A 24,525-nucleotide genomic window follows, 5' to 3' on the forward strand; every position below is an offset into this window, starting at 1 on the left:
GTATCACATACAATTCGAGCGTGGAGAAGAAGCGAACCGAAGCCGCGGCGGCACCGACCCGCTCGACGCCGACCCGTTCGACGCCGGTCCGGTCGCGCGACCGGGGGCGCGCGACGAGGCGTCACCTGATCGAGGTGGCCGCGCGGCTCTGCGGAGAGCGGCCCGGTGCCGAGCCGAGCGTCGCGGAGATCGCGAACGCGGCGGGCGTCTTCCCCAACCAGGTCACCTACCACTTCGGGTCCAAGGACGCGCTGCTCGTGCACGCCGCCTTCCTCGGCCTGCTGCACGACGCCCGGCGCATCGAGCGCATCGGCCGGCAGGCCCCCGACGCGGCGGCCTTCCGGCGCAACGTCGCCCGCGCCGTCCTGGCCATGCCCTCGCTCCCGTCGGTCGCGCGGGCGCTCGCCGCGGGAATCTCCAAGCCCGAGCTCGCCCCCGTGGTCGACCGGCACCTCCAACTGCTGTTCCGGCAGTCCGAGCGCTTCGTGGGCCGGCTCGTCGACAGCCGCGGCTGGGGGACCCGCCGGCCGCTCGGCGCGGAGGCCAGGACGTTCTGGAGCACCGCGCTCGGCGCGGTGCTGCTCGTCCGCGCCGGGGCGCACGGCACCGTCGCCGACCTCGACCTCGCCGGAGCGCTGACCGTCTACGACGGACCCGGGCACGACTAGGGCGTCGTGTCCGGCGGATCAGGGCCCCGGTCCCCGGAATTCGCTCGCGTCAGGACATGCCGTCAGGGCATACAGAAATACCCCGACTGGAATTGACAGTCGGGGTATCGCATCACGTATATTGGTGGATTCCGTGTGCGCACACAAAGGCGACACGGAGAAGTTCACTAAACGCACTGTATCGCGCCGGGAGTCGAATTGTCAACCGAGGAATTTCGGAATGAACAACGATTCATCACCGATCTCTACACACGACTCGACGACCTGAGGGACCAGGCCGAGGCCGCCGTCGACCGCGCCCTGCGCACCCCCGGCACCGGCGGCAACCAGGGCCGGCTCGAACGGGACGTGCTGGTCGCCGAACAGTCCGGGCTGCTCGCCGCGCTCAACGCGGGGGAGAGCGGCCTCTGCTTCGGCCGGCTCGTCTTCCGCGACGGCCGCGACCACCACATCGGCCGGCTCGGCATCCGCGAGGACGACCCGGACCGCACCCCCCTCGTGGTCGACTGGCGCGCCGAGGTCGCCCGCCCCTTCTACCTCGCCACCGGATACGAGCCGATGGGCCTCTCCCGCCGCCGCCACATCAGCACCACCGGCCGCACGGTCACCGCCCTCCACGACGAGGTCCTCGACCTCGCCGACGCCACCCGCACCGGCCACGAGAGCCGGGACGCCGACGAGGTGCTGCTCGCCTCGCTCGACGCCGCCCGCACCGGCCGCATGCACGACATCGTGCAGACCATCCAGGCCGAGCAGGACGCCATCATCCGCTCCCCGCACCGCGGCGTCCTCGTCGTGGAGGGCGGCCCCGGCACCGGCAAGACCGCCGTCGCCCTGCACCGCGCCGCGTACCTCCTCTACGCCCACCGCGAGCAGCTGGCCCGCCGGGCCGTCCTCGTCGTCGGCCCCAACCCCGCCTTCCTCGGCTACATCGGCAACGTGCTGCCCTCCCTCGGAGAGACCGGCGTCCTCCTCGCCACCCCCGCCGAGCTCTTCCCCGGCGTCCGCGCCACCGGCACCGACACCCCCCGCGCCGCCGCCGTCAAGGGCTCCGCCGCCATGGCCGACGCCCTCGCCGCCGCCGTACGCGACCGCCAGCGGGTCCCCGAGCGCGGCGAACCCCTCGTCGTCCCGCACGACGACGGCGACCTGGTCGTGGACTGGGGCATGGCCATGGAGGCCCGCCACAAGGCACGCGAGACCGCCCTCCCGCACAACCTCGCCCGTCCCTACTTCGTCTTCCGGATCCTCGACGCCCTCGCCGAGCAGCTCGCGGACCGCATCGGCGCCGACCCCTACGGCGGCCCCAACTTCCTCGGCCCCGACGACATCGCCCTGCTCGCCAAGGGCATCGCCGCCAACCCCGAGGTGTACGCGGCCCTCGACACCCTCTGGCCCGCCCTCACCCCGCAGGACTTCCTCGCGGACTACCTCACCGAGCCCACCCACCTGCCCGACGCCGACGCCGTCGCGATCCGCCGCGAGGGCGGCGCGTGGACCCCCGCCGACGTGCCCCTCCTCGACGAGGCCGCCGAACTGCTCGGCCAGGACGACTCGGCCGCCCGCGCCGCCGAGGAGGCCGAGCGGCAGAAGCGCATCCAGTACGCGCAAGGGGTCCTCGACGTCTCCTACGCCTCCCGCACCTACGAGTTCGAGGACAAGGAGGAGCAGGACAAGGACGCCTCCGAGGTCCTCTCCGCCCACGACATCATCGACGCCGAGCGGTTCGCGGAGCGCCACGAGGAGGCCGATCACCGCACCGCAGCCGAACGGGCCGCCGCCGACCGCACCTGGGCCTTCGGGCACATCATCGTGGACGAGGCCCAGGAGCTCTCCGCGATGGCCTGGCGACTCCTGATGCGCCGCAGCCCCAGCCGCTCCATGACCCTGGTCGGGGACCCCGCCCAGACCGGCGACCCGGCCGGCGTCGGCGCCTGGCGGGACATCCTCGGCCCGTACGTGGAGGACCGCTGGGAGCTGGTCCGGCTCGGCGTCAACTACCGCACCCCCGCCGAGATCATGGCCGTCGCCGCCGACGTGCGGCGCGAGACCGACCCCGGCTTCGAACCGCCGAGCTCGGTCCGCTCCACCGGCGTCGAGCCCTGGGACCGCACGGCCGGGGACCCGGTGAAGGAGGCCGCCGACGCGGTCGCCGCCGAGCGGCGCCCCGACGGGCGGCTCGCCGTGATCGCCCCGCCGGAGCTGCACCCGGCCCTGGTCGCCGCCCTCCCGGACGCCGACCACGGCCCGGCCCCCGACCTCACCCGGCCGGTGGTCCTGCTCGACCCCCGGCAGGCCAAGGGCCTGGAGTTCGACACGGTCCTCGTCGTGGACCCGGACGGCATCCGGGCCGGCGCCCCGCACGGCGTGAACGACCTGTACGTGGCGCTGACCCGGGCCACCCAGCGCCTCGGCGTGATCAGGCCGGCCTGAGACCGGGGCCGGGGCTCACGCCCGCCGTGCCCTTCAAGCCGGCCTGAGCCACACCGTCGCCAGCGGCGGCAGCGTCATCCGCACGCTGGACGACCGCCCGTGCCACGGCACCGACTCGGTCTTCGCCGGGTCGGTGCCGACCACGTCCGAGCCCCCGTACCGGGCCGCGTCCGTGTTCAGCACCTCCGTCCAGGCCGCGAAGGTGTCCGGCACCCCCAGCCGGTAGTCGTGCCGCACCACCGGCGAGAAGTTCGACACGGCGAGCAGCGGCGAGCCGAAGCCGTCGAACCGCAGGAACGCGAAGACGTTGTCGTCGGCCGCGTCCCCGACCACCCACTCGAACCCCTCCGGCGAGGTGTCCCGCTCCCACAGCGACGGCGTCGCCGTGTACACCGTGTTCAGGTCGCGCACCAGGTCCCGCACGCCCCGGTGGTCCGCCTCCGCCCCGTACTCCGGGTCGAGCAGCCACCAGTCCGGGCCGTGGTCCGCCGACCACTCCCCGCCCTGCGCGAACTCCTGGCCCATGTAGAGCAGTTGCTTGCCCGGGTGGGCCCACATGAAGCCCAGGTACGCGCGGTGGTTGGCCCGCTGCTGCCACCAGTCGCCCGGCATCTTCGACACCAGCGACCGCTTGCCGTGCACGACCTCGTCGTGCGAGATCGGCAGGATGTAGTTCTCGCTGTACGCGTACACCATCGAGAACGTCATCTCGTTGTGGTGGTACTTCCGGTGCACCGGCTCCTTCTGCACGTACTCCAGGGAGTCGTGCATCCAGCCCATGTTCCACTTCATGCCGAAGCCGAGGCCCCCGAAGCCGCCGGGGCCCACCTGGTCCGTCGGCCGCGTCACCCCGTCCCAGGCCGTGGACTCCTCCGCGAAGGTCACGATCCCCGGGCAGCGCCGGTACACGGTCGCGTTCATCTCCTGGAGGAACGCCACGGCGTCCGGGTTCTCCCGGCCGCCGAACTCGTTCGGCACCCACTCGCCGTGCTCGCGCGAGTAGTCCAGGTAGAGCATCGAGGCGACCGCGTCCACCCGCAGGCCGTCGATGTGGAACTCCTGGCACCAGTACACGGCGTTGGCGACGAGGAAGTTCCGCACCTCCTTGCGCCCGTAGTCGAACTCCAGGGTCCCCCAGTCCGGGTGGTGCGACCGGCGCGGGTCCTCGTGCTCGTACAGCGGCCGCCCGTCGAACTCCGCGAGCGCCCAGTCGTCCTTCGGGAAGTGCGCCGGGACCCAGTCCATCAGGACCCCGATCCCCGCCCGGTGCAGCGCGTCCACCAGGTACTTGAAGTCGTCCGGGGTGCCCATCCGGGCCGTCGGCGCGTAGAACCCGGTCACCTGGTAGCCCCACGAGCCGCCGAAGGGGTGCTCGGCGACCGGCATGAACTCCACGTGCGTGAAACCGAGGTCGCGCACGTACGCGGGCAGCTGCTCGGCCAGCTCGCGGTAGGTGAGCCCCGGCCGCCAGGACGCCAGGTGCACCTCGTACACCGACAATGGCGCCTCGTGCGCCGGGCGCGCGCCCCGCCGCTCCATCCACTCGCCGTCGTTCCACACGTGGTGCGACTCGGTGACGATCGACGCCGTGTTCGGCGGGCACTCGGTCCGCCGGGCCATCGGGTCCGCCCGCAGCGTGTGCGAGCCGTCGGGCCGGGCGATGTCGTACTTGTAGACCGTGCCCTCGCCGAGACCGGGCACGAACAGCTCCCACACGCCCGTCGAACCGAGCGAGCGCATCGGCAGGCCCGCGCCCCAGTACGTGAACTCGCCGGTGAGCCGCACCCCGCGCGCGTTCGGCGCCCAGACCGCGAACCGGGTTCCGGCCACGCCCTCGTGCGTCATGATCCGGGAGCCGAGCGCCGTCCACAGCTCCTCGTGCCGGCCCTCCCCGATCAGGTGCAGGTCCAGGTCCCCGAGCGAGGGCAGGAAGCGGTACGGGTCCTGGACCTCCAGCTCCGTGCCTTCGGCGCCTTCGTCGTAACGGACCCTCAGCTCGTACGCCGGCACCTTCCGCAGCAGCGGCAGCAGCCCGGAGAAGAGACCGTCCCCGTCGTCGTGGAGCACGACCCGGCGGCCCTTGACGAGGACGGCGACCTCCCGGGCGAACGGGCGCAGCACCCGCACCACCACCCCGCCGCGCACCGGGTGCGCGCCGAGCACCCCGTGCGGGTCGTGGTGCTCCCCGGCGAGCAGCCGGGCCCGGTCGCCCGGGTCGAGCGGTAGCGCCTTCCGTACGGCGGGCCGCTCCGGCGCCGGCTCCTTCCGCACGGCGAGCAGGTCCGCCGCGGACGCCTTCCCGGCAGTGGCCGACGCGGGCGCCTTCCTGGCTGTGGACGTCTTTCCTGCGGATCGGGCGGTCACGGGGATGCCTCCTGGAGGACGGGAAAGGGAAAGGGGGAATCGGTGGGGAACACGCTTGTGGAACGGGCCGCGGGGACGCCGGGACACTCGGCCGAACGGGGCCGGTGGGGGTTCTCGCGGGTGGGACGGGGCCCGCGGGACGGGTCCGCTGCTCCGAACGGGGTACTCACGGGATCGCCGCCAGCCGTTCGATCGCCGCCATCGGGACCGGCAGCCAGTCCGGCCGGTGCCGGGCCTCGTAGACGACCTCGTACACCGCCTTGTCGGTCTCGTAGGCGCGCAGGAGCGCCGGGTCCGAGCGCGGGTCGGCGCCCGCCGCCTCCGCGTAGCCGCCGCAGAAGGCGTCGCGGCAGCGGGCCGCCCAGTCGGCGTTCCACGGGCGGTGGGTGCGGGCCGCGTAGTCGAAGGAGCGGAGCATCCCGGCGACGTCCCGGACCGTGGGCTGCGGGCTGCGCCGCTCGTCCAGCGGCTTCGCGGGCTCCCCCTCGAAGTCGATGACCGCCCAGGCCCCGTCGGAGCCCCGCAGGGTCTGCCCGAGGTGCAGGTCGCCGTGGATGCGCTGGAGCGCCCCCGCCCCGGCCGCCCCGCCCGCCGCCGCGAAGACGGCCCGGAGCCCCGGCACGTGCGGCAGCAGCGCGGGCACGGCCTGCGCCGCCGCGTGCAGCCGCCGGTCCATCGCGTCGGCGAGCAGTTCGGCCTCGGCCTTCCCGAGCCGCCGCGTCGGCAGCGCCCCGGCGAGCGCCAGGTGCACCTCGGCCGTGGCGCGGCCGAGCGCCCGCGCCTCGGCGGTGAACTCGCGCCCGTCGGCCAGCGCGTCGAGCGCGAGCCGCCAGCCGTCCCGGGAGTCCCGCAGGTACGGCTGGAGGACGCCGAGGGTCGCGGCCCCCGACTCGAACCAGGCGACCGGCGCGGGCACCCGGGCGCAGCCGGCCCGGCTGAGCGCCAGCGGCAGCTCCAGGTCGGGGTTGGCGCCGGGGCTGACCCGCCGGAAGATCTTCAGGATGTACGCGTCGCCGTAGACGAGCGAGGAGTTGGACTGCTCGGCGTCGAGCACGCGGGGCGCGAGCGCGGCCGGCAGGGCGGTGGTGGCGTGGAAGCGCAGCGGGCCGGTCCGGCCCGGGGTGCGCAGCCGCTCGTAGAGGAGCCCGGCGAGCCGCGGGTCGCGCAGCCCTTCGTAGACGGCCCGTCCGGCGAGCGGCCCCTGCCGGATCCGCCCGATCAGGGCGGGGGCGAGGCGGGGCGGGAGCTGGGTCCGTACGCCCAGGAGCAGTTGGTAGCAGTCGGAGGGCGAACCGGCCGGGCGGCCCGGCTGTTCGACCCGTACGAGCAGGTGGAGGAGGCCGGGCCCCGGGCCGTCCGGCGGCAGCAGCTCGGTGGCCGCGTCCAGGGTGAATCCGGTGACCCGGCGGCCCTTGCCCGCGAACCAGCGCTGCCGTGGCAGCCATTCGTGGAGCAGGGGGGCGAGGGACGGAAGGAGGGCGTCCGGGGCCCGGGTGGTGGATGCGGTCTCCGGCATGGCATCGCGTCCTTTCCCCGGGGCGCGCAGTTGGCTTTCGTATACGTTCAAATGCGCAGAGTGTCCCGGATGGCGGCTTGGACTGTCCGGATGTGCGGGACGTGTCGGAAAGGGAAGATCCGTACGGGCCCGGGAAGAAGGCCCGTATGGACCTGAATCGTGTGTGGGTCACAGTGCCCCCGGCGGGACGGGTGAAACCGCCCCGCCGCGGACGTGGCCGAACCGTCCCGGTCTCAGCCCTTCTTGAGGCGGAACCAGTAGAACCCGTGTCCCGCGAGGGTCAGGAGGTACGGGAGTTGACCGATGGCAGGAAACTTCACGCCACCGATCAGCTCCATGGGGTGCAGGCCCGCGAAGCGCCGCAGGTCCAGCTCGGTCGGCTGCGCGAACCGCGAGAAGTTGTTCACGCACAGCACCAGGTCGTCGCCGTCCTCGCGCAGGAACGCGAGCACCGCCGGATTGGACGCGGGCAGTTCCGTGTACGTCCCCGTGCCGAAGGCCCGGTTCTGCTTGCGGATCTCGATCATCCGCTTCGTCCAGTGCAGCAGCGACGACGGCGAGGCCATGCCCGACTCCACGTTGGTCACCTGGTAGCCGTGGACCGGGTCCATGATGGCCGGAAGGTAGAGCCTGCCCGGGTCGCAGGAGGAGAAGCCGGCGTTCCGGTCGGGCGTCCACTGCATCGGGGTGCGCACCCCGTCCCGGTCGCCCAGCCAGATGTTGTCGCCCATGCCGATCTCGTCGCCGTAGTACAGCACCGGTGAGCCCGGCAGCGAGAAGAGCAGCGCGGTGAACAGCTCCATCTGGTTGCGGTCGTTGTCCAGGAGCGGGGCGAGCCGGCGCCGGATGCCGATGTTGGCCCGCATCCGCGGATCCTTGGCGTACTCGGAGTACATGTAGTCGCGCTCTTCGTCCGTGACCATTTCGAGCGTCAGCTCGTCGTGGTTGCGCAGGAAGATGCCCCACTGGCAGCCGGACGGGATCTCCGGGGTCTTCGCCAGGATCTCCGAGACCGGGTAGCGGGACTCGCGCCGCACGGCCATGAAGATCCGCGGCATGACCGGGAAGTGGAAGGCCATGTGGCACTCGTCGCCGCCCGACCGGAAGTCGCCGAAGTAGTCGACGACGTCCTCCGGCCACTGGTTCGCCTCGGCGAGCAGCACCGTGTCCGGGTAGTGCTCGTCGATCTCCTTGCGGACCCGCTTCAGGAAGGCGTGGGTGGCCGGAAGGTTCTCGCAGTTGGTGCCCTCCTCCTGGTACAGGTACGGCACCGCGTCCAGCCGGAAGCCGTCGATCCCCAGGTCCAGCCAGAACTTCAGCGCGGACAGGATCTCCTTCTGCACCGCCGGGTTCTCGTAGTTGAGGTCCGGCTGGTGCGAGAAGAACCGGTGCCAGTAGTACTGCTTGCGCACCGGATCGAAGGTCCAGTTGGAGGTCTCCGTGTCGACGAAGATGATCCGGGCGTCCGCGTACTGCTTGTCGTCGTCGGCCCAGACGTAGTAGTCGCCGTACGGCCCGTCCGGATCGCGCCGCGACTCCTGGAACCACATGTGCTGGTCGCTGGTGTGGTTCATGACGAAGTCGATGATCACGCGCATGCCGCGCTGGTGGGCCGCGTCCACGAACTCCACGAAGTCGGCCAGGTCGCCGAACTCCGGGAGCACCGAGGTGTAGTCGGCCACGTCGTAGCCGCCGTCCCGCAGCGGGGACTTGAAGAACGGCGGCAGCCAGAGGCAGTCCACGCCCAGCCACTGGAGGTAGTCCAGCTTGGACGTGATGCCCTTCAGGTCGCCGACGCCGTCGCCGTTGCTGTCCTGGAAGGAGCGGACGAGGACCTCGTAGAAGACGGCCCGCTTGAACCAGTCGGGGTCACGGTCCTTGGCGGGGGTGTCCTCGAACTTGTCGGGGACGGGCTCGTTGACAGTCATGAGGTGGGTGACCCTCCGGTCTGCGGGGACGGTCGCAGGGCCAGTACGTGCGCGGGCGTGACGCCCGGTTCCAGGCGCACGTAGTTGGCCCTGCCCCAGTGATAGGTGTCGCCGGTGAGCTCGTCGCGCACCGGCGCGGTCTCGTGCCAGTCGAGGCCGAGTTCCGGCATGTTCAACGAGACCGTCGCCTCCTGGGTGTGGTGCGGGTCGAGGTTGACGACCACCAGAACGGTGTTCGAACCGGAGCGCTTGCTGTACGCGATCACCTGCGGGTTGTCCACGTCGTGGAAGGTCAGGTTCCGCAGCCGGCGCAGGGCCGGGTGGCGGCGCCTGATCCGGTTCAGGTTCGTGATCAGCGGGGTGATCGTCCTCCCCGCGCGCTCCGCCGACTCCCAGTCACGGGGCCGCAGTTCGTACTTCTCCGAGTCCAGGTACTCCTCGCTGCCCTCCCGCAGCGGGGTGTTCTCGCACAGCTCGTACCCGGCGTACACGCCCCAGGACGGCGAGAGCGTCGCCGCGAGCACCGCCCGCACCTCGAACGCGGGCCGGCCGCCCTTCTGGAGGTAGCCGGGCAGGATGTCCGGGGTGTTCACCCAGAAGTTCGGCCGCATCTGCGCGGCCGTCTCCCGGGACAGCTCCGTCAGGTACTCCGTCAGCTCCTCCTTGGTGTTGCGCCAGGTGAAGTACGTGTACGACTGCTGGAAGCCGATCGCGCCCAGGGTCCGCATCATCGCGGGCCGGGTGAACGCCTCCGCCAGGAAGACCACGTCCGGATCGTCCTTGTTGATCTCCCCGATGACCCGCTCCCAGAACACCACCGGCTTGGTGTGCGGGTTGTCGACGCGGAAGATCCGGATGCCGTGGTCCATCCAGTGCCGCAGCACCCGCACGGTCTCCTCGACGATCCCGTCCATGTCCTTGTCGAACGCGATGGGATAGATGTCCTGGTACTTCTTCGGCGGGTTCTCCGCGTACGCGATCGAGCCGTCGGGGCGCTGGTGGAACCAGTCCGGGTGCTTCTCCACCCACGGGTGGTCCGGCGAGCACTGGAGCGCGAAGTCGAGCGCGATCTCCAGGCGCAGCTCCCGGGCCCGCACCACGAAGGCGTCGAAGTCCTCGAAGGTGCCCAGGTCCGGGTGGAGCGCGTCGTGCCCGCCCTCCGGCGAACCGATTGCCCACGGCACGCCCACGTCGCTCGGCGACGCCGACAGGGAGTTGTTCGGTCCCTTGCGGTGGGTCTCGCCGATCGGGTGCACCGGCGGCAGGTACACCACGTCGAAGCCCATCGCCGCCACCGCCGGAAGCCGCTCGGCGGCCGTCCGGAAGTTCCCCGGGACCGTGCGCCCGTCGACCGTCCGCGCGCCCTCGGAGCGAGGGAAGAACTCGTACCACGAGCCGTACAGGGCCCGCTCGCGCTCCACCCGGAGGGGGAACTTCGGTGAGGAGGTGAGCAGTTCGCGCAGCGGGTGGCGGTCCAGGGTCTCCACCACCCGGGGGGCCAGGGCGGCCGCGAGCCGCACGGCGGCGGGACGGGACGCGTCGCGCAGGGTGTCCGCCACCGCGAGCACGGCCTCCCGGCCGCCGCCCTTCTTCGGGACGCCCTTCGCCGCCCGCTCGTGCAGCTCGGCCCCCTCGGCGAGGACCAGCTCGGAGTCGATCCCGGCCGGGATCTTGATCTTCGCCGCGTGCCGCCAGGTGGCGATCGGGTCGCTCCAGGCCTCGACGGCGTACGTCCAGGAGCCCTCGGCGTCCGGGGTGACCTCGGCCCCCCACCGGTCGGTGCCCGGCGCCAGTTCGCGCATCGGGATCCAGGGGCCGGGACGGCCCGACGGGCCGCGCAGCACGACATTGGCGGCGACCGCGTCGTGACCCTCGCGGAAGACGGTCGCCGTCACCTCGAAGGTCTCTCCGGCCACCGCCTTCGCGGGGCGCCGGCCGCAGTCGACCAGTGGGCGGACGTCCAGTACGGGAATGCGTCCCATGAGCGGATTCACAGCATCACCTGACGGGGTACGGGGGTGCGGGTGGTGGTGCGCTCTTTCTAGCTCCGCCGACGGCCGGCGGGTCGGGGGCGTGCCCTCTCCCGTCCGCGTTCACCCGGACGGTCGAACCGAGGGGGTGAAAGGGGGTCAGGAAGGGGCGCGTGCCGGGCGTTACCGGAGGAGCCTTCCCATGGTGCACCCTCGGGCAATCCGGCGCTTTGTTAACTACCGGGTCGTAGCAAAACGGGCAAGGGCGGAAGTCGGACACGAAGCCGTCACCGTCCCCGCGGCATCAGGACGTTGCTCCCGCACGGTCCGTCACAGGGGTGTCCTCACCCGTCGGTTCCCGTTGCTCCGATCCGGTCGGGGCTACCATCGGAGCGGCACGCCGGACACACAGCGTGGTGCGTCCCCTCCGGTCCGTACTCGCCTGCGAAGGTGGAACACGTGAAGGCAATCCGTCGATTCACCGTGCGTCCCGTCCTCCCCGACACCCTTCGACCCCTCGCTGACCTGGCGCGCAACCTGCGCTGGTCCTGGCACGAGCCCACCCGGGCCCTCTTCGAGTCCCTCGGCACCTCCGGGCCGGACGCCCCGCCCGGCACCGACCCCGTCCGGATCCTCGGCTCCCTCGAAGCCACCCGGCTCGCCGCGCTCGCCGCCGACCAGGACTTCCTGGTCCGGCTCCGCGCCGCCGCCGAGGACCTCGACGCCTATCTGAACGCCCCCCGCTGGTACCAGGAGCAGCCCGGCGACCTCCCGGCCGCCGTCGCCTACTTCTCGCCCGAGTTCGGCGTGGCCGCCGCCCTGCCCCAGTACTCCGGCGGCCTCGGCATCCTCGCCGGCGACCACCTCAAGGCCGCCAGCGACCTCGGCGTCCCCCTGATCGGCGTCGGACTGCTCTACCGGCACGGCTACTTCCGCCAGTCCCTCGGCAGGGACGGCTGGCAGCAGGAGCAGTACCCCGTCCTCGACCCCGGCGAGCTGCCCGTCACCCTGCTCCGCGAGCCCGACGGCACCCCCGCCCGCGTCACCCTCGCCCTGCCCGGCGGCCGCAGCCTGCACGCCCACCTGTGGACCGCCCAGGTCGGCCGCGTCCCGCTGCTCATGCTCGACTCCGACGTCGAGGAGAACGCCCCCGGCGAACGCGGCGTCACCGACCGCCTCTACGGCGGCGGCAGCGAGCACCGGCTCCTCCAGGAGATGCTGCTCGGCATCGGCGGCGTCCGCGCCGTCCGCACGTACACCCGGCTCACCGGCCACCCCGCCCCCGAGGTCTTCCACACCAACGAGGGCCACGCCGGCTTCCTCGGCCTCGAACGCATCCGGGAACTCCAGCGCGACGGGCTCGACTTCGACAGCGCCCTGGAGACCGTCCGGGCCGGGACCGTCTTCACCACCCACACCCCCGTCCCGGCCGGCATCGACCGCTTCGACCGCGCCCTGGTCGCCCGCCACCTCGGCGAGGACGGCGCCCTGCCCGGCGTCGACACCGGCCGCGTCCTCGCCCTCGGCGACGAGACCCCCCTCGGCGGCGAACCCGGCGTCTTCAACATGGCCGCCATGGGCCTGCGCCTCGCCCAGCGCGCCAACGGCGTCTCCACCCTGCACGGCGCCGTCAGCCGCGCCATGTTCGCCGGACTCTGGCCGGGATTCGACCCCGAAGAAGTGCCCATCACCTCCATCACCAACGGCGTCCACGCCCCCACCTGGGTCGCCCCCGAGGTCGGCCCGCTCGGCCCCGACGCGAGCGACCGCGAGCTGTGGGACCTGCGCCGCACCCTGCGCGAACGGCTCGTCACCGACGTACGGGACCGGCTGCGGGCCTCCTGGCGGCAGCGCGGCGCGGCCGCCGCCGAACTCGGCTGGACCGACTCCGTCCTCGACCCCGACGTCCTCACCATCGGCTTCGCCCGCCGCGTCCCCTCGTACAAGCGGCTCACCCTGATGCTGCGCGACAAGGACCGGCTGCGGTCGCTGCTGCTCCACCCCGAGCGGCCCGTGCAGCTCGTCGTCGCCGGCAAGGCCCACCCCGCCGACGACGGCGGCAAGCGGCTCGTCCAGGAACTCGTCCGCTTCGCCGACGACCCCCGGGTCCGGCACCGGATCGTCTTCCTGCCCGACTACGGCATGGCGATGGCCCGCGGCCTCTACCCCGGCTGCGACGTCTGGCTCAACAACCCCCTGCGCCCCCTGGAGGCCTGCGGCACCAGCGGCATGAAGGCCGCCCTCAACGGCTGCCTCAACCTCTCCGTCCTCGACGGCTGGTGGGACGAGTGGTTCGAGCCCGACTTCGGCTGGGCCATCCCCACCGCCGACGGCGCGGCCGCCGCCGACGAGGAGCGCCGCGACGACCTGGAGGCCGCCGCCCTCTACGAGCTGATCGAGCGCCGGGTCGCCCCCCGCTTCTACGACCGGGGCCCCGACGGCGTCCCGTCCGGCTGGACGGCGATGGTCCGCCGCACCCTCACCGACCTCGGCCCCAAGGTCCTCGCCGACCGCATGGTCCGCGAGTACGTCGAGCGGCTCTACGCCCCCGCCGCCACCGCCCGCCGGGCGCTCACCCCGGACCGGGCCCGCGAACTCGCCGCCTGGAAGGCCCGGGTCCGGGAGGCCTGGCCCAAGGTGGCCGTCGACCACGTCGAGGTCGGCGACGGCCTCGCGGACGACGTGGCCGACGCGGAGCTGGGCGCCACCCCGGTCGTCCGCGTCCGGGTCGCCCTCGGCACGCTCGCCCCCGACGACGTCGAGGTCCAGGCCGTCACCGGCCGGGTCGACGCCGACGACACCCTCACGTCCCCCCGCACCGTCACCCTCAAGCCGGCGGGCGGCCCGGACCTGGAGGGCCGCCTCCCGTACGCGGGCACCCTGGAACTCGACCGCACGGGCTCCTTCGGCTGCACCGTCCGCGTCCTCCCCACCCACCCCCTCCTCGCCCACCCCACCGAACTGGGCCTGGCGACCCTCCCGGAGGAGACGACGGGGGAGGGGGCGGGGGTGTTGTTGCGGTAGGGGACGGGCGGGTCCCCTGAACCGTGGTGCCTCGCCCCGAGGCGCCACGGTTCTCAGGACCTGCCTCCGGACGGTTCCGTCACGGTGGGCCTGTCGGGATCCTGGGCTTCCCAGAAGGCGCCCCCGCCCGCGACGGGACGCAGGATATGGGTCGAACCCTTCCGGACGTCGGTCACGATGGCCTTCCTGCCGGTGACCTCGTCGCGTACCCGATCGCCCACCCAGGGCTTTCCGTCCTTCTTCACGCTGTCTCCTCTTTCAGCTCGGCCCAGACCTGCTTGCCCCACCGGTACGGCTCGGTGCCCCACTGCTCCGTCAGCGCGTCGACCAGAACCAGTCCCCGCCCCCGGACCTGGTCACCGTTGGAGTCCGTTCGCAGCACGGGGACAGTCCTGGAGCGGTCGACCACACCCACACGGATTCCGTTCGCCGAGGGCCGGGAGACGAGCACCCGGATCGACGGAAGACGACTGTGGTCGACCGCGTTGGAGACCAGCTCGGTCACCACGAGGGTGGCGTTGTCGATCAGCGACTCCAGGCCCCGGACGATCAGCGCCGCACGAACCAGCCTGCGAGCGGCTACGGCCTTGCCCCAGTGAACGACCGCCCCGGCCGTTGCAGGAGGAAAAATCCCGTGGGTCCGCCCCGTGCCCGACCGGAAATTTCCGCGCGATCTGCACTCATGGACCGGGACCGAGTCACTACCGTGGACACGTGGAGGGGAACGAACGCCTCGACAGCGCCATGCAGGAGCGCGGCTTGAAGCAGCATGAGTTGGCCGACGCGGTGAACACCCACCTGATCGACGAGGGACACGAGGGCACGGTCGGTGACCGGACGGTCCGCAACTGGCTGACCGGAAGAACCAGGTGGCCCCATCCCCGGCAGCGGAAAGCGTTGGAGGCAGTATTCGGTTGTGCCGCCGAGGAGCTGGGTTTCCACCCTCCGGCGAGAAGACGCCCCTCGACACCCCGGGAGGACCCTGTGGACCGCAGGAACTTCCTTGCCGGAGCCGGCGGTACGACGGTCGCAGTCGTCGCCCCCTTCTCGGGTACTCCTCCGCGGGTCGGCACTTCCGACGTCATCCGGCTCCGCAGCGGTCTGGACGCGCTGATGGCCTTGGACGACACCAAGGGCGGCCACGAAGGGCTGGAGAAGGCCGCGCCGGCGGGAGCCGCCGAAGCCCTGGAGATGCAGAAGCTCGGAGCCACGCAGCGTGTCCGCCGGAGGCTCTTCTCCGTGGCCGCCGACTACACCGCCACGGCGGCCTGGAGCGCGCTGGACGCCCACAGGGGGGACCGGGCCCATGCCCTTCTGGGGAGAGCCCTGTACCTGGCCGGAATGGGACAGGACTCCATCGCGGAGCTTCAGGTCTGGAACCTGTACGCGATGTTGGCCAACCAGCGCGGGGAGCACGCGGACGCAGTGGACTCGGCCATGGCGGCCCAGGCCACGAGCGTCACCAGGCGGGACCCGTTCTTCGCCTCCCTGACCCATGCCCGTGCGGCCGTCGGCCACTCGAACAGCGACCGTCAGGCCGCGCTCAGGTCTCTCGGATACGCGCAGGAAGCCCTGAGCAAGGTGGTCTCGGCCGGTCCCCGGCCGAGCTGGACGGCCTTCTACGGGCCGGCTGAGCTGACAGCCCTGACCGCCGTCGTCCGGAACAGGATCGGGGACTTCGCCGAGGCGGAAGCCGCCTCCCACCGTGCTCTGTCCGCGATTCCGCGGCAGTTCCGCCGGAACCGTGCGATGGCCACGGCTCAACTCGCTCTGGCCCAGGTACGCCGAGGCGATGTCGACCAGGCGTGCGCCAGCGCCTCGGCCGCCTTCGAGCTGATGGAGGGACATCCGATCCCCGGCCGCGTGCGGTCGCGCCTCGGGGATTTCTACAGGTGCTTGATCACTCTTGCGCCGGATGCGGCGGTCGCACGAGAGTGGGGGGACCGCTGTCGATCCGAATGGAGCCGATCGTGAAGGCCGCCGAGCCGAACCTCCGGTATTACGCCCACGAAGACCTGCCCCGGATCCGGCAGACGCTCATCGACATTCACGCCGATGCCTATGCGGACGCGATGGACGACGAGTTCAACCAGCGCTTTCCATGGTTCGTCGATCACTGGGGCAGCGCTTCGGCCTTCTCCTGCGTGATCGCGCACGACGGCGACGAGGCGGCGGGTTTCGCCTACGGGGCCCCGGCCACCAGGTACCGCGAGTGGTGGCGGGAGCATCTCGACCCGGCTCCGGAGAGGGACCTGACGTTCTCCTTCTCCGAGCTGGCGGTGCGTACGAAGCACCGGGGGGCCGGAGTCGCCGAGCGGCTCGCCCGCGCTCTGTTGGGCAGCAGGGACGAGGACCTGGCCGTCCTCCTGGTCGACACGGAGCACCCCCGCGTACAGGCCCTGTACGACTCCTGGGGCTTCCGCAAGGTGGGCGAGCGACGACCCTTCCCGGACTCGCCGGTCTATGCCGTCATGCTCGCGGAGCTTCCCTTGGAGTAGGCCCGGAACGCGGAGAGGCGTCCCCTCGCCCCCACATGGCTGATGAGACCGAACGCTTCTCAGGGGGCCGTTATGTGGCTTAGCGCCTAAGAACTCCTAACGGAATGAGGCAGAGGGAATCTGGTTGTGGCCGAGACTCCGGTTCCACACCATGAGCCTTAACGGGGGAAGGCGGGCAGAACAGGGGTGCATGGTGGAACTGATCAGTCTCTCGGATGGTGACAACACCTTCCAGGTCCGCGTGTTGGGGCGTCGGTCGCCGGGCTTGCTGCATCTTCACGACCAGCTTGACGCAGAGGCCGTGATCACAAGCAGCTTTGTCAGCGGTCGTCTGGCCATGTCTGTGTCCCCTGCTGACCTGGAGACATGGTCTCGGGCTCTGGATCTACTTGCTGCAGGGCAGGACATCTGCTGGAGGGACGAGGCCCACAGCCCTGCGATCAGAATCCAGCCGCACAACGAAGAGCATGAGACTCCCGCAGTCCACGTGGAGGATCCGAGCAGTTCGTGCGTGTCTGTGTTCCTTCCGGTGAACCTCGAAGAGGGTTGGATCGACGAGCAGCGCAGGCTGCTTGGGCGAGTGCTGAAGCAGTGGCCGAGCGAGGTCCTTGAGTCTTCGCCGGGCGTCTATGAATGGCGGCGCTGAACTGCTGACAGGCGTCGCCAACAGATGAGTGCGCATCCCAGGGCGAGGAAGGCTTCGTGGATGTCGTCGCGGATCTCCCAGCGGACCCGCAGGCGGCGGAACCAGTACAGGTGGGCGAAGGCGCGCTCGACAACCCAACGCCTGGTTCCGAGTCCGGAGCCGTGTTCGGTTCCGCGTTGCGCGGTCAGTGGCTTCACGCCGAGCGCGCGGACGAGGCGGCGGTATTTGTCGTGGTCGTAGCCGCGGTCCCCGAGTACGACGGCGGGGCGGCGCCGCGGTCGGCCGCGCTTGCCCCTGACGGGTGGCACTGCCTGGAGCAGTGGGATGAGCTGGGTGACGTCGTTGCGGTTGCCGCCGGTCAGGGTGACGGCGAGCGGGATGCCGGTGGCATCGGTGATCAGGTGATGCTTGCTGCCCGCCCTGCCCCGGTCGACAGGGCTTCGTCCCGTCTTGGGTCCCCTTTTAACGCGCGGATGTGGGAGCCGTCGACCGCGGCCCGGGAGAAGTCCAGGGCGTTTGCGGTGCGGAGCCTTGCCAAGAGCGCTTCGCGGAGTCGGCGCCAGACGCCGGCCTCGGTCCACTCGGCCAGGCGCCGCCAGCACGTCATGCCCGAACCGAAGCCGAGCTCCTGCGGCAGGTGCTCCCAGGCGATCCCGGTATGCGGGACAAACAGGATGCCCTGAAACACCAGCCGGTCCGGATGTCGTTTCCGCCCAGGATGCCGGACCCGACGCTCAACCTTCGGCAACAGCGGCTCGACCACCGCCCACAGTTCGTCCTCGACATGCCACGGCTTCGGCCGAGCCACCTCACACCCCCGGATCAATGCTCCCTCGAGCGATCCGACCACCTCGAAGATCATTTCGTTAGGAGTTCTAAGACCGTGTCTCACGTGGTGATCTCGCCCCCTGCGGGGGATAGGGGCTGAGGGCGGGCGGAGCCGTCAGGACGGCCAGCTGAGCCGGCCGTGCATGACGGTCGGGAGAGACGTGGGCATCTCGTCGGTGACCCAGGCGAACTCCAGGGCTGCGAGCGTGGCTCCCCGGTCCGTCCAGACGAGGATCTCGCCGACGTAGGCGCCGGACGGGTCATGGACGTGCGCGTCCACGGGAACGAGCTCGGTCGACAGCGCCGCATGCTCGCACGGTTCCCGGACCTGCAGATCGACGCTCACGGAGTCGGGTCCCCAGGCAGCGGTCACCTCGGTGCGGTCCAGCTGATTCCGCAGTTGCGACGCGCCATCGAACTCTGCCGACAGGATGTGTTCAAGCACTGCGCGCTCGTCGGCGTTCAGCGAGCGCGGGTCGATGGAGAGAGGAGCCATGCGCCCATTCTGAGGTGGCGAGGGCAACCAGCCCAACGCTCCACCGGCCGTCGCCGGGTGGCCGGCAGCGGCATCATGATCGTCCATGGGTGGGGATCTGTCGCAGCGGCTCGTGCCGGATGATCTATGGGCATTGGTCGAGCCGGTGCTGCCGTCCTTCCGCTCGCGCCCGCAGGGCGGTGGCGCCGCGCCGGTCGACCAGCGTGCCGTGTTCACTGCCGTCGTGTACGTGTTGACCAGCGGGTGCGCCTGGCGGTATCTGCCACCGACGTTCGGAGTGTCGTCGGCGACGGCTCACCGGAGGTTCTCCGTCTGGACCGCATCCGGAGTATGGCGGAGCCTGCACCGCGTGATTCTGGACGAGATCGGAGCCCGCAGCGGACTCGACTGGAGTTCTGTGATCGTCTACGCGGCCTCGGTGCGGGCGAAAAGGGGGGTTCGCTGGCGGGGCCAAATCCAGTCGACCGAGGCAAAGCGGGCAGCAAACTGCACGTTCTGACCGACGCGCAGGGGCTGCCCATGGGCGTCGGGGTGTCCGCTGCGAACGTCAACGACGTCCAAGCGCTTGGCCCGCTCGTCCTTGGGATCCCGGCCGTCCGCTCGCGCCGCGGCCCTCGCCGGCGACGCCCCGAAAAGGTTCGGGCCGACAAGGCTTACCACTCGGCCGGCAACCTGGCGTGGCTGCGTGAACGCAACATCACTCCGCGGATCGCTCGGCCGGGCGTGGAGTCCTCCGAACGTCTTGGGAGACACCGATGGAAGATCGGAAGATCGATCTCGTGGCTCTTCGGATACCGCCGCCTGACCGTCCGCTATGAACGAAAGGGCAGTCACTTCCTCGCCTTCCTCGGCCTTGCTGCAGCCATGACCTGCTACAAGAAGCTCGCCAAGATCACCACGTGAGACATGGTCTTATCAGGTTTGATCAGGCCTGTCGGGCCATGGGGATCGGTTCGGGAAGGTCGGCAGCCCGGTCAGTCTTGGATCATCATCGAAGCAGAAAATGCGCCCGTTGTGGGGCTTGCCGACTACGGGCGCCGCCTTTCCTACTGCTTGGGAACGGTCCACTCGACAGGAGTGGCTTTCAGGGCCTCAGGGGCGTACACGACTCGTTCCGGTCGGATGTTGTTCATGACCGGGAAAGGGATCTTGCCCTTGACGCAGCGGCCGTTCTTGACGGGCTGGTCCATGGGGAACTCGGGCTTCGGAAGGTCGCCGCCCGTGGAGCCGGTGACCTTGACGACGGCGCCGTCCGCGTAGGCGAGGGACCAGGGGAACTGAGTGACGGTCAGCGTGGCGCCGCTGACATTGCACACCTTGGCCTCGACCGTGGCCCACACGTCTCCACCCTGGGTGGTGGGGTCCGGGGGCTGGGGGCCCTTGACCGGCTGGGTGTACGCGAGGGCGGTGACGGTGAAGGTGGCGTCGTCGGTCGTGACCTTCGCGGTCTCGCCGAGCTTGTACGTGGTGTCCGTCGGAGTGGAGCTGGGGGAGTTGCTGGTCGTGGCTGCGGGTTCGGGGCTGCTGCTCGTCTTGCTGACCGTCGGGGTGGACGGTTCGTTGCCGCCGCAGGCGGTGAGGGTGAAGAGCAGGCCGGCGGCGAGCGGGGTGGTGAGTCTGCGCATCGGCTCAGCCTGCCGGACTGTGTACGTACGGTGAAGGATAGTGATCATCTCGTGACCGTTCAGGGCACCTCGGTCTTGTCGGTGAGGTGCCCCGACGTGAAGCACAGGCGGTAGACCGGGATCGCGGCGAGGAGGGTCGTCCGGTAGTAGCGGCACTCGTCCGTGCCGGAGGGTTCGGCGGGGGCGTCGTGCGGTGGGCCGTCCAGGGGGCGGGCGGGCAGGTGTTCGGCGACCCGTGCGTACGGCTGGCCGATGCGCAGACGGGCGTACTCGTCCGGTTCCAGGTGCGACTGGTGCTGGGTCCACAGGGCGACCCCCGTCATCAGCAGGCCGAGGGCCGTGAGCAGGGCCAGAGGGACCCAGATCGCCCGGGCGAGGCCCTTGCGCACCTCGCGGCGGGCCCGGTCCAGTTCGCGCGCGGACGTGGGGGCCGTGGGCGGGGACGGCGGGGGGTTGCGGGGCAGGACGGCTTCCAGGGCGAAGCCGCCGTCCGTCGTCGGCCCGTGCGTCAGGGTGCCGCCCGCGAGGCGGACCCGCTCGTCGAGGGCGACGAGGCCGGTGCCCCCGGAGGGGAGGGACGGGTTCGCGGCACCGGGGCCGTTGGCCACCCGGATCCGTACGCCCTTCGCCTCCGGCGCGACCGTCACCGAGACCGCCGCGCCCGGTGCGTGCTTGGCCGCGTTGGTCAGGCCCTCCTGGACGATCCGGTGCAGGGCCGGGCCCGTCATCCCCGGGAGGGGCGGCACCGGTGACGGTGTCGTGGTGAGCCCGACGGGGAGGCCCGACGTGCGGGCGCGGGCCACCAGTTCCTCCACCGTCTCGCCGGGCGGGGTCGTCGGCGCCCCCGCGCCGTCCTCCCGCAGGACGCCGACGACGTCCCGCAGCCGGGTCGTCGCGTCCGCCGCCGCGCGCCGCAGTTCGCCCGCCGCCCGCCGCTGCTCCGGGCCGAGGGCCGGGTCCAGTTCCAGGGCGCCCGCCCGGACCGCGATCAGGGCCAGGTCGTGGCCGAGGGAGTCGTGCATGTCGCCCGCGATCCTGGACCGCTCCCGCAGCCGCTCCCGGTCCGCGACGGCCGCCTGCTCCCGCTCCATCCGGTCCGCCAGCTCCCAGCCGCTGCGCACCAGCCGGTCGTACTGGCGTGCGTAACGCCCGATCAGCCACGGCGCCACGACCGCCAGGGCCAGCGCCAGGAGGAGGGTGAACCACTGGGTGAGGGGTGTGTGCGTGACCGTGGTCAGGAGCAGTCCCGTCGCCGCGACCGCGGCGAACAGCCACAGCGCCCCCCGTGTCCGCTCCTGCCGTCGTCCCGCGAGGTGGCCGAAGGCCACCAGGGCCAGGCTGTACGAAAGGGTGAACAGCTCCGGGGTGACGGTCAGGCTCGCCGCGACCACGGTCGCGAGCGGCGCCAGCGGCCATCGGCGGCTCACCGCGACGCAGCCGCCGAGGACCGCCACCCCCAGGGCGACCAGGGGCCAGGAACCGCCGTCGTTCGGGTCCGAGCGGAGGAGGACCGGGAGGGAGAGGAGGAGCCAGAGGGCTGTGTCGGCGACGACGTGTGCGCGGGTGGGGGCGGGGCGGTGGGGGTGTTCGCTCATCCGGGGGCGGGGCCGGGGCCGGGGGCGGAGGTGGGGCCGGGGCCGGGACCAGGGCCAGGGCCGGCGGGGGCGTTCAGTCATGTGCGACCAGGTCCGCCTCGTGCGCCAGGACCGCCAGCTGGACCCGGTTGCGCAGGCCCAGGCGGGCCAGGACCGCGCTCACGTGTGCCTTCACCGTGCCCTCGGCGATGTGCATCCGGCCCGCGATCTCCTGGTTCGAGAGCCCCGCGCCCAGGAGGGCCACGACCTCCCGCTCCCTGCCGGTCAGCGGTTCCAGGCGGGCCCGCGCCCCGGCGGCGCGGGTGAGCCGCTCGCCGCCCAGGGTGTCGATGACCCGGCGGGCGACCGAGGGGGAGAGCGCCGCCCCGCCGGCCGCCACCGCCTTGACCCCGGCGATGAGTTCGCGCGGATCCCCCGACTTCAGCAGGAAGCCGCCGACGCCCGAGGCGAGCGCCCGGGCGATGTAGGCGTCCTCGGAGAAGGTCGTGAGCACGACGACGGCCGCGCCCGGCACGGTCCCGCGCAGCTCCTCGGCGGCGGCCAGCCCGTCGAGCCGGGGCATCCGGACGTCGAGCAGGACGACGTCCGGCCGGTGCTCGCGGGCGAGCGCGACGGCCTCGTGCCCGTCGCCGGCCTCCGCCACCACCTCGATCCCGGGGTCGGTGGCGAGGATGGCCCGCACCCCGGCCCTGATCATCGTCTCGTCGTCGGCCAGCAGCACCCTGATCATGCGTTCCACCCTACGGAGGACGCGCGGACGCCCCGGGGGCGTTGCCCCCGGGGCGTCCGTCACTTCGTTCCGGCCCTGCCCGTGACGGTTACGGGAAGGTCAGCTTGAAGGCGTTGATGTAGCCGACGTCGGCCGAGGCCTTGTCCTGGACGCGGAGCTTCCAGGCGCCGTTGGCGACCTCGGAGGAGGCGTTCACGGTGTAGGTCTGGACGATGTTGTCGGCGCTGCCGCCGGTGCGGTTGTGCAGGTTGTAGACCGAGCCGTCGGGGGCGACGAGGTCGACGACGAGGTCGCCCTTGTAGGTGTGGACGATGTCCACGCCGACGGAGAGGTTGCGAGGTCGGCGAGTCGTAGTTCACGCCGTTGATCGTCTTGGTGCCGCTGCCCTCGGAGAGCAGGTAGAACCAGTGGTTCGCCGGGCCCGAGGAGTAGTGGACGTCGATCGAGCCGATGCCCGAGTACCAGGCGTCCTTGGACGAGCCGTCCTTGCTCGGCTTGTCCATGTAGCGCAGCGGGGTGCCGTTGCCGCGGATGTCGATCTTCTCGCCGACCAGGTAGTCGCCCTGGTCCTGGGCGTTGTTGGCGTAGAACTCGACGGCCGCCGCGAAGATGTCCGAGGTGGCCTCGTTGAGGCCGCCGGACTCGCCGCTGTAGACCAGCTTGGCGGTGACCGAGGTGAGGCCGTGCGTCATCTCGTGCGCGGCCACGTCGATCGAGGTCAGCGGCTTGGCGTTGCCCGCGCCGTCGCCGTACGTCATGCAGAAGCAGGAGTCCTGCCAGAAGGCGTTGACGTACGCGTTGCCGTAGTGGACCCGGGAGTACGCGCCGACGCCGTCACCGCGGATGCCGGTGCGGCCGTGCACGTTCTTGTAGTAGTCCCAGGTGAGCGCGGCGCCGTAGTGCGCGTCGGCGCCGGCGGTCTCCTTGTTGGACGGGCTGCCGTTGCCCCACACGTCGGTGGAGTTGGTGAACAGCGTTCCCGTGCCGGAGCTGCCGCCGTTGAGGTTGTACGTCTTGTGGTTGCCGCGGCCCGTGTCCGTCAGCGTGTACGAGGGCGCCGTGCCGAGCGTCACCTGGCCGCTGTACTGCGTGTTGCCGGTGCCCGTCTCGACGGCCTGCCACTCGTAGAGCTTCGCGCCCGTCTTGGCGTCCGTGACGACGTGCAGCTCGTTCGGGGTGCCGTCGTGCTGGAGGCCGCCGACGACGGTCTCGTACGCGAGGACCGGGGTGCCCTCGGCGAGCCAGACCACCTTGCGCGGGGCGCGGCTGGCGGCGGTCTTCTCGGAGCCGTCCGCCCGGGCGAGGCCGACGGCCTGCTTCTCGGCGACGGCCGGGGCGACCTTGGCGGTCGTGTCGACGTTCTTCAGCTCCGCGCGGACCGCCTTGGTGACGCTCTGCCGGGCACCGGCCTTCGTCTCCTCGACGATCAGGTCGCCGCCGAGGACGGGGAGGCCCGCGTAGGTCCGCTCGTAGCGGGTGTGGGTCGTGCCGTCGCGGTCCTGGACGACGTCGCGGACGACCAGCTTCTCCTGGGCGGTGAGGCCGAGGGACTTGGCCGTGGCGTCCTTGTCGGCGTCGGCCGCCTTGATCAGCGCGGTGCGCTCGGCGGGGGTGAGGTCGGCCGGGAGCTTGCCGGGGTTCGCCGAGGTGCCCTGCTGGGCCTTGGGGGCGGCGCTGAACGGGGTGTCGGCCGCGGTGGCGGCACCCGTCTGGACGCTGACGGCGATCATGGCGGCGGCGGCTATCAGGGCGCCGGTCGCGGTGGCGCGACGGCTGGGCGTGGATCTCACGCGGACTCCTTTTGCGAGGGGGGTACCGGCGGGCCTGGGTGAGTCCGTCGGGCAGAGCAAGGAGAGCGGTTGAGCACGTTCGGCGGTGTCTGAACTTTCGTTCGGAGAGCCGGGGGAGAGAGTGGCAGGGATGACGGGGACCTGTCAGGAGTGCGGCTGGAAGTTGGCCAGAAATCGTCCGCTGTCGGTACGGGCGCGTTCGTTAAGCGGACGTTTCGTGGGCTGTGGGGTGGACGTGGGGTGGTGTTCGGCCGGAGGCGCGTTTTCGCCCGTCGGAGTTGGGCGGTGGGGCGCACTCCGGTTTCTCGGGGGCGTGGGGGCCGTTCCGGGGGCCGCGTCCGGAACTGCACGATTTACGGCGCATGCGGGTCCCGGCGGAGTGACCGGTTCTCGTGCGCCACACATCACGCTTGA

The 24,525-nt window shown here is 71.4% G+C and carries 18 protein-coding genes; 7 read left to right on the forward strand and 11 right to left on the reverse strand.

Annotated elements, in window-relative coordinates; all coding sequences use genetic code 11:
• The first annotated feature begins 20 nt into the window (after nucleotides 1–20).
• Nucleotides 21–668 carry a TetR/AcrR family transcriptional regulator C-terminal domain-containing protein gene (locus OO47_RS22680; protein ID WP_030218694.1) on the forward strand — a complete coding sequence of 216 codons (648 nt, stop codon included), beginning with the start codon at nucleotides 21–23 and terminating at the stop codon, nucleotides 666–668.
• A gap of 198 nt (nucleotides 669–866) precedes the next feature.
• Complete coding sequence (locus OO47_RS22685) at nucleotides 867–3,101, forward strand: HelD family protein (RefSeq protein ID WP_030218691.1); 2,235 nt, start codon at nucleotides 867–869, stop codon at nucleotides 3,099–3,101.
• 33 nt (nucleotides 3,102–3,134) lie between these two features.
• Here the strand turns inward: OO47_RS22685 and glgB are convergent, their stop codons facing one another.
• The 4 genes from glgB to OO47_RS22705 form a co-directional block, all read right to left on the reverse strand.
• On the reverse strand, nucleotides 3,135–5,465 hold the full coding sequence (gene glgB / locus OO47_RS22690) for a 1,4-alpha-glucan branching enzyme (RefSeq protein ID WP_030218687.1): 2,331 nt from the start codon (nucleotides 5,463–5,465) through the stop codon (nucleotides 3,135–3,137).
• Nucleotides 5,466–5,631: 166 nt separating this feature from the next.
• A complete protein-coding gene (locus OO47_RS22695) occupies nucleotides 5,632–6,981 on the reverse strand; it encodes a maltokinase N-terminal cap-like domain-containing protein (RefSeq protein ID WP_030218683.1) in 1,350 nt (449 codons plus the stop codon).
• Nucleotides 6,982–7,214: 233 nt separating this feature from the next.
• The gene (treS, locus tag OO47_RS22700) at nucleotides 7,215–8,909 is read right to left on the reverse strand and encodes a maltose alpha-D-glucosyltransferase (RefSeq protein WP_030218679.1); all 1,695 of its coding nucleotides are present in this window, start codon (nucleotides 8,907–8,909) and stop codon (nucleotides 7,215–7,217) included.
• A complete protein-coding gene (locus OO47_RS22705) occupies nucleotides 8,906–10,891 on the reverse strand; it encodes an alpha-1,4-glucan--maltose-1-phosphate maltosyltransferase (RefSeq protein WP_030218676.1) in 1,986 nt (661 codons plus the stop codon). Before OO47_RS22705 ends, treS begins: the two co-directional genes overlap by 4 nt.
• Before the next feature lie 447 nt (nucleotides 10,892–11,338).
• Between OO47_RS22705 and glgP the strand changes: the two genes are divergently transcribed.
• Nucleotides 11,339–13,903, forward strand: coding sequence for an alpha-glucan family phosphorylase (gene glgP / locus OO47_RS22710; protein ID WP_030218673.1), 2,565 nt, complete (start codon nucleotides 11,339–11,341; stop codon nucleotides 13,901–13,903).
• Between the two features lie 241 nt (nucleotides 13,904–14,144).
• On the opposite strand, the gene OO47_RS38640 is transcribed toward glgP, so the two are convergent.
• Nucleotides 14,145–14,534 (reverse strand): ATP-binding protein, encoded by a 390-nt coding sequence (locus OO47_RS38640; protein WP_051716231.1) that lies wholly within the window; start codon nucleotides 14,532–14,534, stop codon nucleotides 14,145–14,147.
• Nucleotides 14,535–14,617: 83 nt separating this feature from the next.
• Between OO47_RS38640 and OO47_RS22725 the strand changes: the two genes are divergently transcribed.
• From OO47_RS22725 to OO47_RS22735, 3 genes are all read left to right on the forward strand, one after another.
• Nucleotides 14,618–15,877: a hypothetical protein gene (locus OO47_RS22725; protein WP_030218667.1), complete on the forward strand. Its 1,260-nt coding sequence runs from the start codon at nucleotides 14,618–14,620 to the stop codon at nucleotides 15,875–15,877.
• The gene (locus OO47_RS22730) at nucleotides 15,862–16,401 is read left to right on the forward strand and encodes a GNAT family N-acetyltransferase (RefSeq protein ID WP_030218664.1); all 540 of its coding nucleotides are present in this window, start codon (nucleotides 15,862–15,864) and stop codon (nucleotides 16,399–16,401) included. Before OO47_RS22725 ends, OO47_RS22730 begins: the two co-directional genes overlap by 16 nt.
• Nucleotides 16,402–16,591: 190 nt before the next feature.
• Nucleotides 16,592–17,047: a DUF5959 family protein gene (locus OO47_RS22735; protein ID WP_051716225.1), complete on the forward strand. Its 456-nt coding sequence runs from the start codon at nucleotides 16,592–16,594 to the stop codon at nucleotides 17,045–17,047.
• On the opposite strand, the gene OO47_RS35330 is transcribed toward OO47_RS22735, so the two are convergent.
• Both OO47_RS35330 and OO47_RS22745 read right to left on the reverse strand, forming a co-directional pair.
• A protein-coding gene (locus OO47_RS35330; protein ID WP_106969445.1) for an IS5 family transposase occupies nucleotides 17,029–17,855 on the reverse strand; the annotation gives its coding sequence in 2 pieces (ribosomal slippage) (nucleotides 17,029–17,513 and nucleotides 17,513–17,855; 828 coding nt in all). The two genes, OO47_RS22735 and OO47_RS35330, sit on opposite strands and share 19 nt — an antisense overlap.
• A gap of 135 nt (nucleotides 17,856–17,990) precedes the next feature.
• On the reverse strand, nucleotides 17,991–18,371 hold the full coding sequence (locus tag OO47_RS22745; RefSeq protein WP_051716223.1) for a hypothetical protein: 381 nt from the start codon (nucleotides 18,369–18,371) through the stop codon (nucleotides 17,991–17,993).
• A gap of 85 nt (nucleotides 18,372–18,456) precedes the next feature.
• Between OO47_RS22745 and OO47_RS36345 the strand changes: the two genes are divergently transcribed.
• A protein-coding gene (locus tag OO47_RS36345; protein WP_106969441.1) for an IS5 family transposase occupies nucleotides 18,457–19,274 on the forward strand; the annotation gives its coding sequence in 2 pieces (ribosomal slippage) (nucleotides 18,457–18,799 and nucleotides 18,799–19,274; 819 coding nt in all).
• Between the two features lie 143 nt (nucleotides 19,275–19,417).
• Here the strand turns inward: OO47_RS36345 and OO47_RS22755 are convergent.
• The 4 genes from OO47_RS22755 to OO47_RS33510 all read right to left on the reverse strand — a co-directional run bounded on the left by OO47_RS22755 (nucleotide 19,418) and on the right by OO47_RS33510 (nucleotide 24,111).
• Nucleotides 19,418–19,996, reverse strand: coding sequence for a DUF4352 domain-containing protein (locus OO47_RS22755; protein WP_106969442.1), 579 nt, complete (start codon nucleotides 19,994–19,996; stop codon nucleotides 19,418–19,420).
• A gap of 59 nt (nucleotides 19,997–20,055) precedes the next feature.
• Nucleotides 20,056–21,591: a sensor histidine kinase gene (locus OO47_RS22760; protein WP_030218654.1), complete on the reverse strand. Its 1,536-nt coding sequence runs from the start codon at nucleotides 21,589–21,591 to the stop codon at nucleotides 20,056–20,058.
• 73 nt (nucleotides 21,592–21,664) lie between these two features.
• On the reverse strand, nucleotides 21,665–22,321 hold the full coding sequence (locus OO47_RS22765) for a response regulator (RefSeq protein WP_051736405.1): 657 nt from the start codon (nucleotides 22,319–22,321) through the stop codon (nucleotides 21,665–21,667).
• Nucleotides 22,322–22,380: 59 nt separating this feature from the next.
• Complete coding sequence (locus tag OO47_RS33510) at nucleotides 22,381–24,111, reverse strand: M4 family metallopeptidase (protein ID WP_456114902.1); 1,731 nt, start codon at nucleotides 24,109–24,111, stop codon at nucleotides 22,381–22,383.
• Nucleotides 24,112–24,525 lie beyond the last annotated feature (414 nt).

This window comes from Streptomyces bikiniensis, assembly GCF_000716625.1.
GTDB classification, from domain to species: Bacteria; Actinomycetota; Actinomycetes; order Streptomycetales; family Streptomycetaceae; genus Streptomyces; species Streptomyces bikiniensis.

Coding starts and splice junctions, on each gene's coding strand:
- OO47_RS22755 (WP_106969442.1), bottom strand. CDS start 19,996: ATGCGCAGACTCACCACCCCGCTCGCCGCCGGCCTGCTCTTCACCCTC.
- OO47_RS22705 (WP_030218676.1), bottom strand. CDS start 10,891: ATGGGACGCATTCCCGTACTGGACGTCCGCCCACTGGTCGACTGCGGC.
- treS (WP_030218679.1), bottom strand. CDS start 8,909: ATGACTGTCAACGAGCCCGTCCCCGACAAGTTCGAGGACACCCCCGCC.
- OO47_RS22695 (WP_030218683.1), bottom strand. CDS start 6,981: ATGCCGGAGACCGCATCCACCACCCGGGCCCCGGACGCCCTCCTTCCG.
- OO47_RS22765 (WP_051736405.1), bottom strand. CDS start 22,321: ATGATCAGGGTGCTGCTGGCCGACGACGAGACGATGATCAGGGCCGGG.
- OO47_RS22730 (WP_030218664.1), top strand. CDS start 15,862: ATGGAGCCGATCGTGAAGGCCGCCGAGCCGAACCTCCGGTATTACGCC.
- OO47_RS22745 (WP_051716223.1), bottom strand. CDS start 18,371: ATGGCTCCTCTCTCCATCGACCCGCGCTCGCTGAACGCCGACGAGCGC.
- OO47_RS22735 (WP_051716225.1), top strand. CDS start 16,592: ATGGTGGAACTGATCAGTCTCTCGGATGGTGACAACACCTTCCAGGTC.
- OO47_RS22760 (WP_030218654.1), bottom strand. CDS start 21,591: ATGAGCGAACACCCCCACCGCCCCGCCCCCACCCGCGCACACGTCGTC.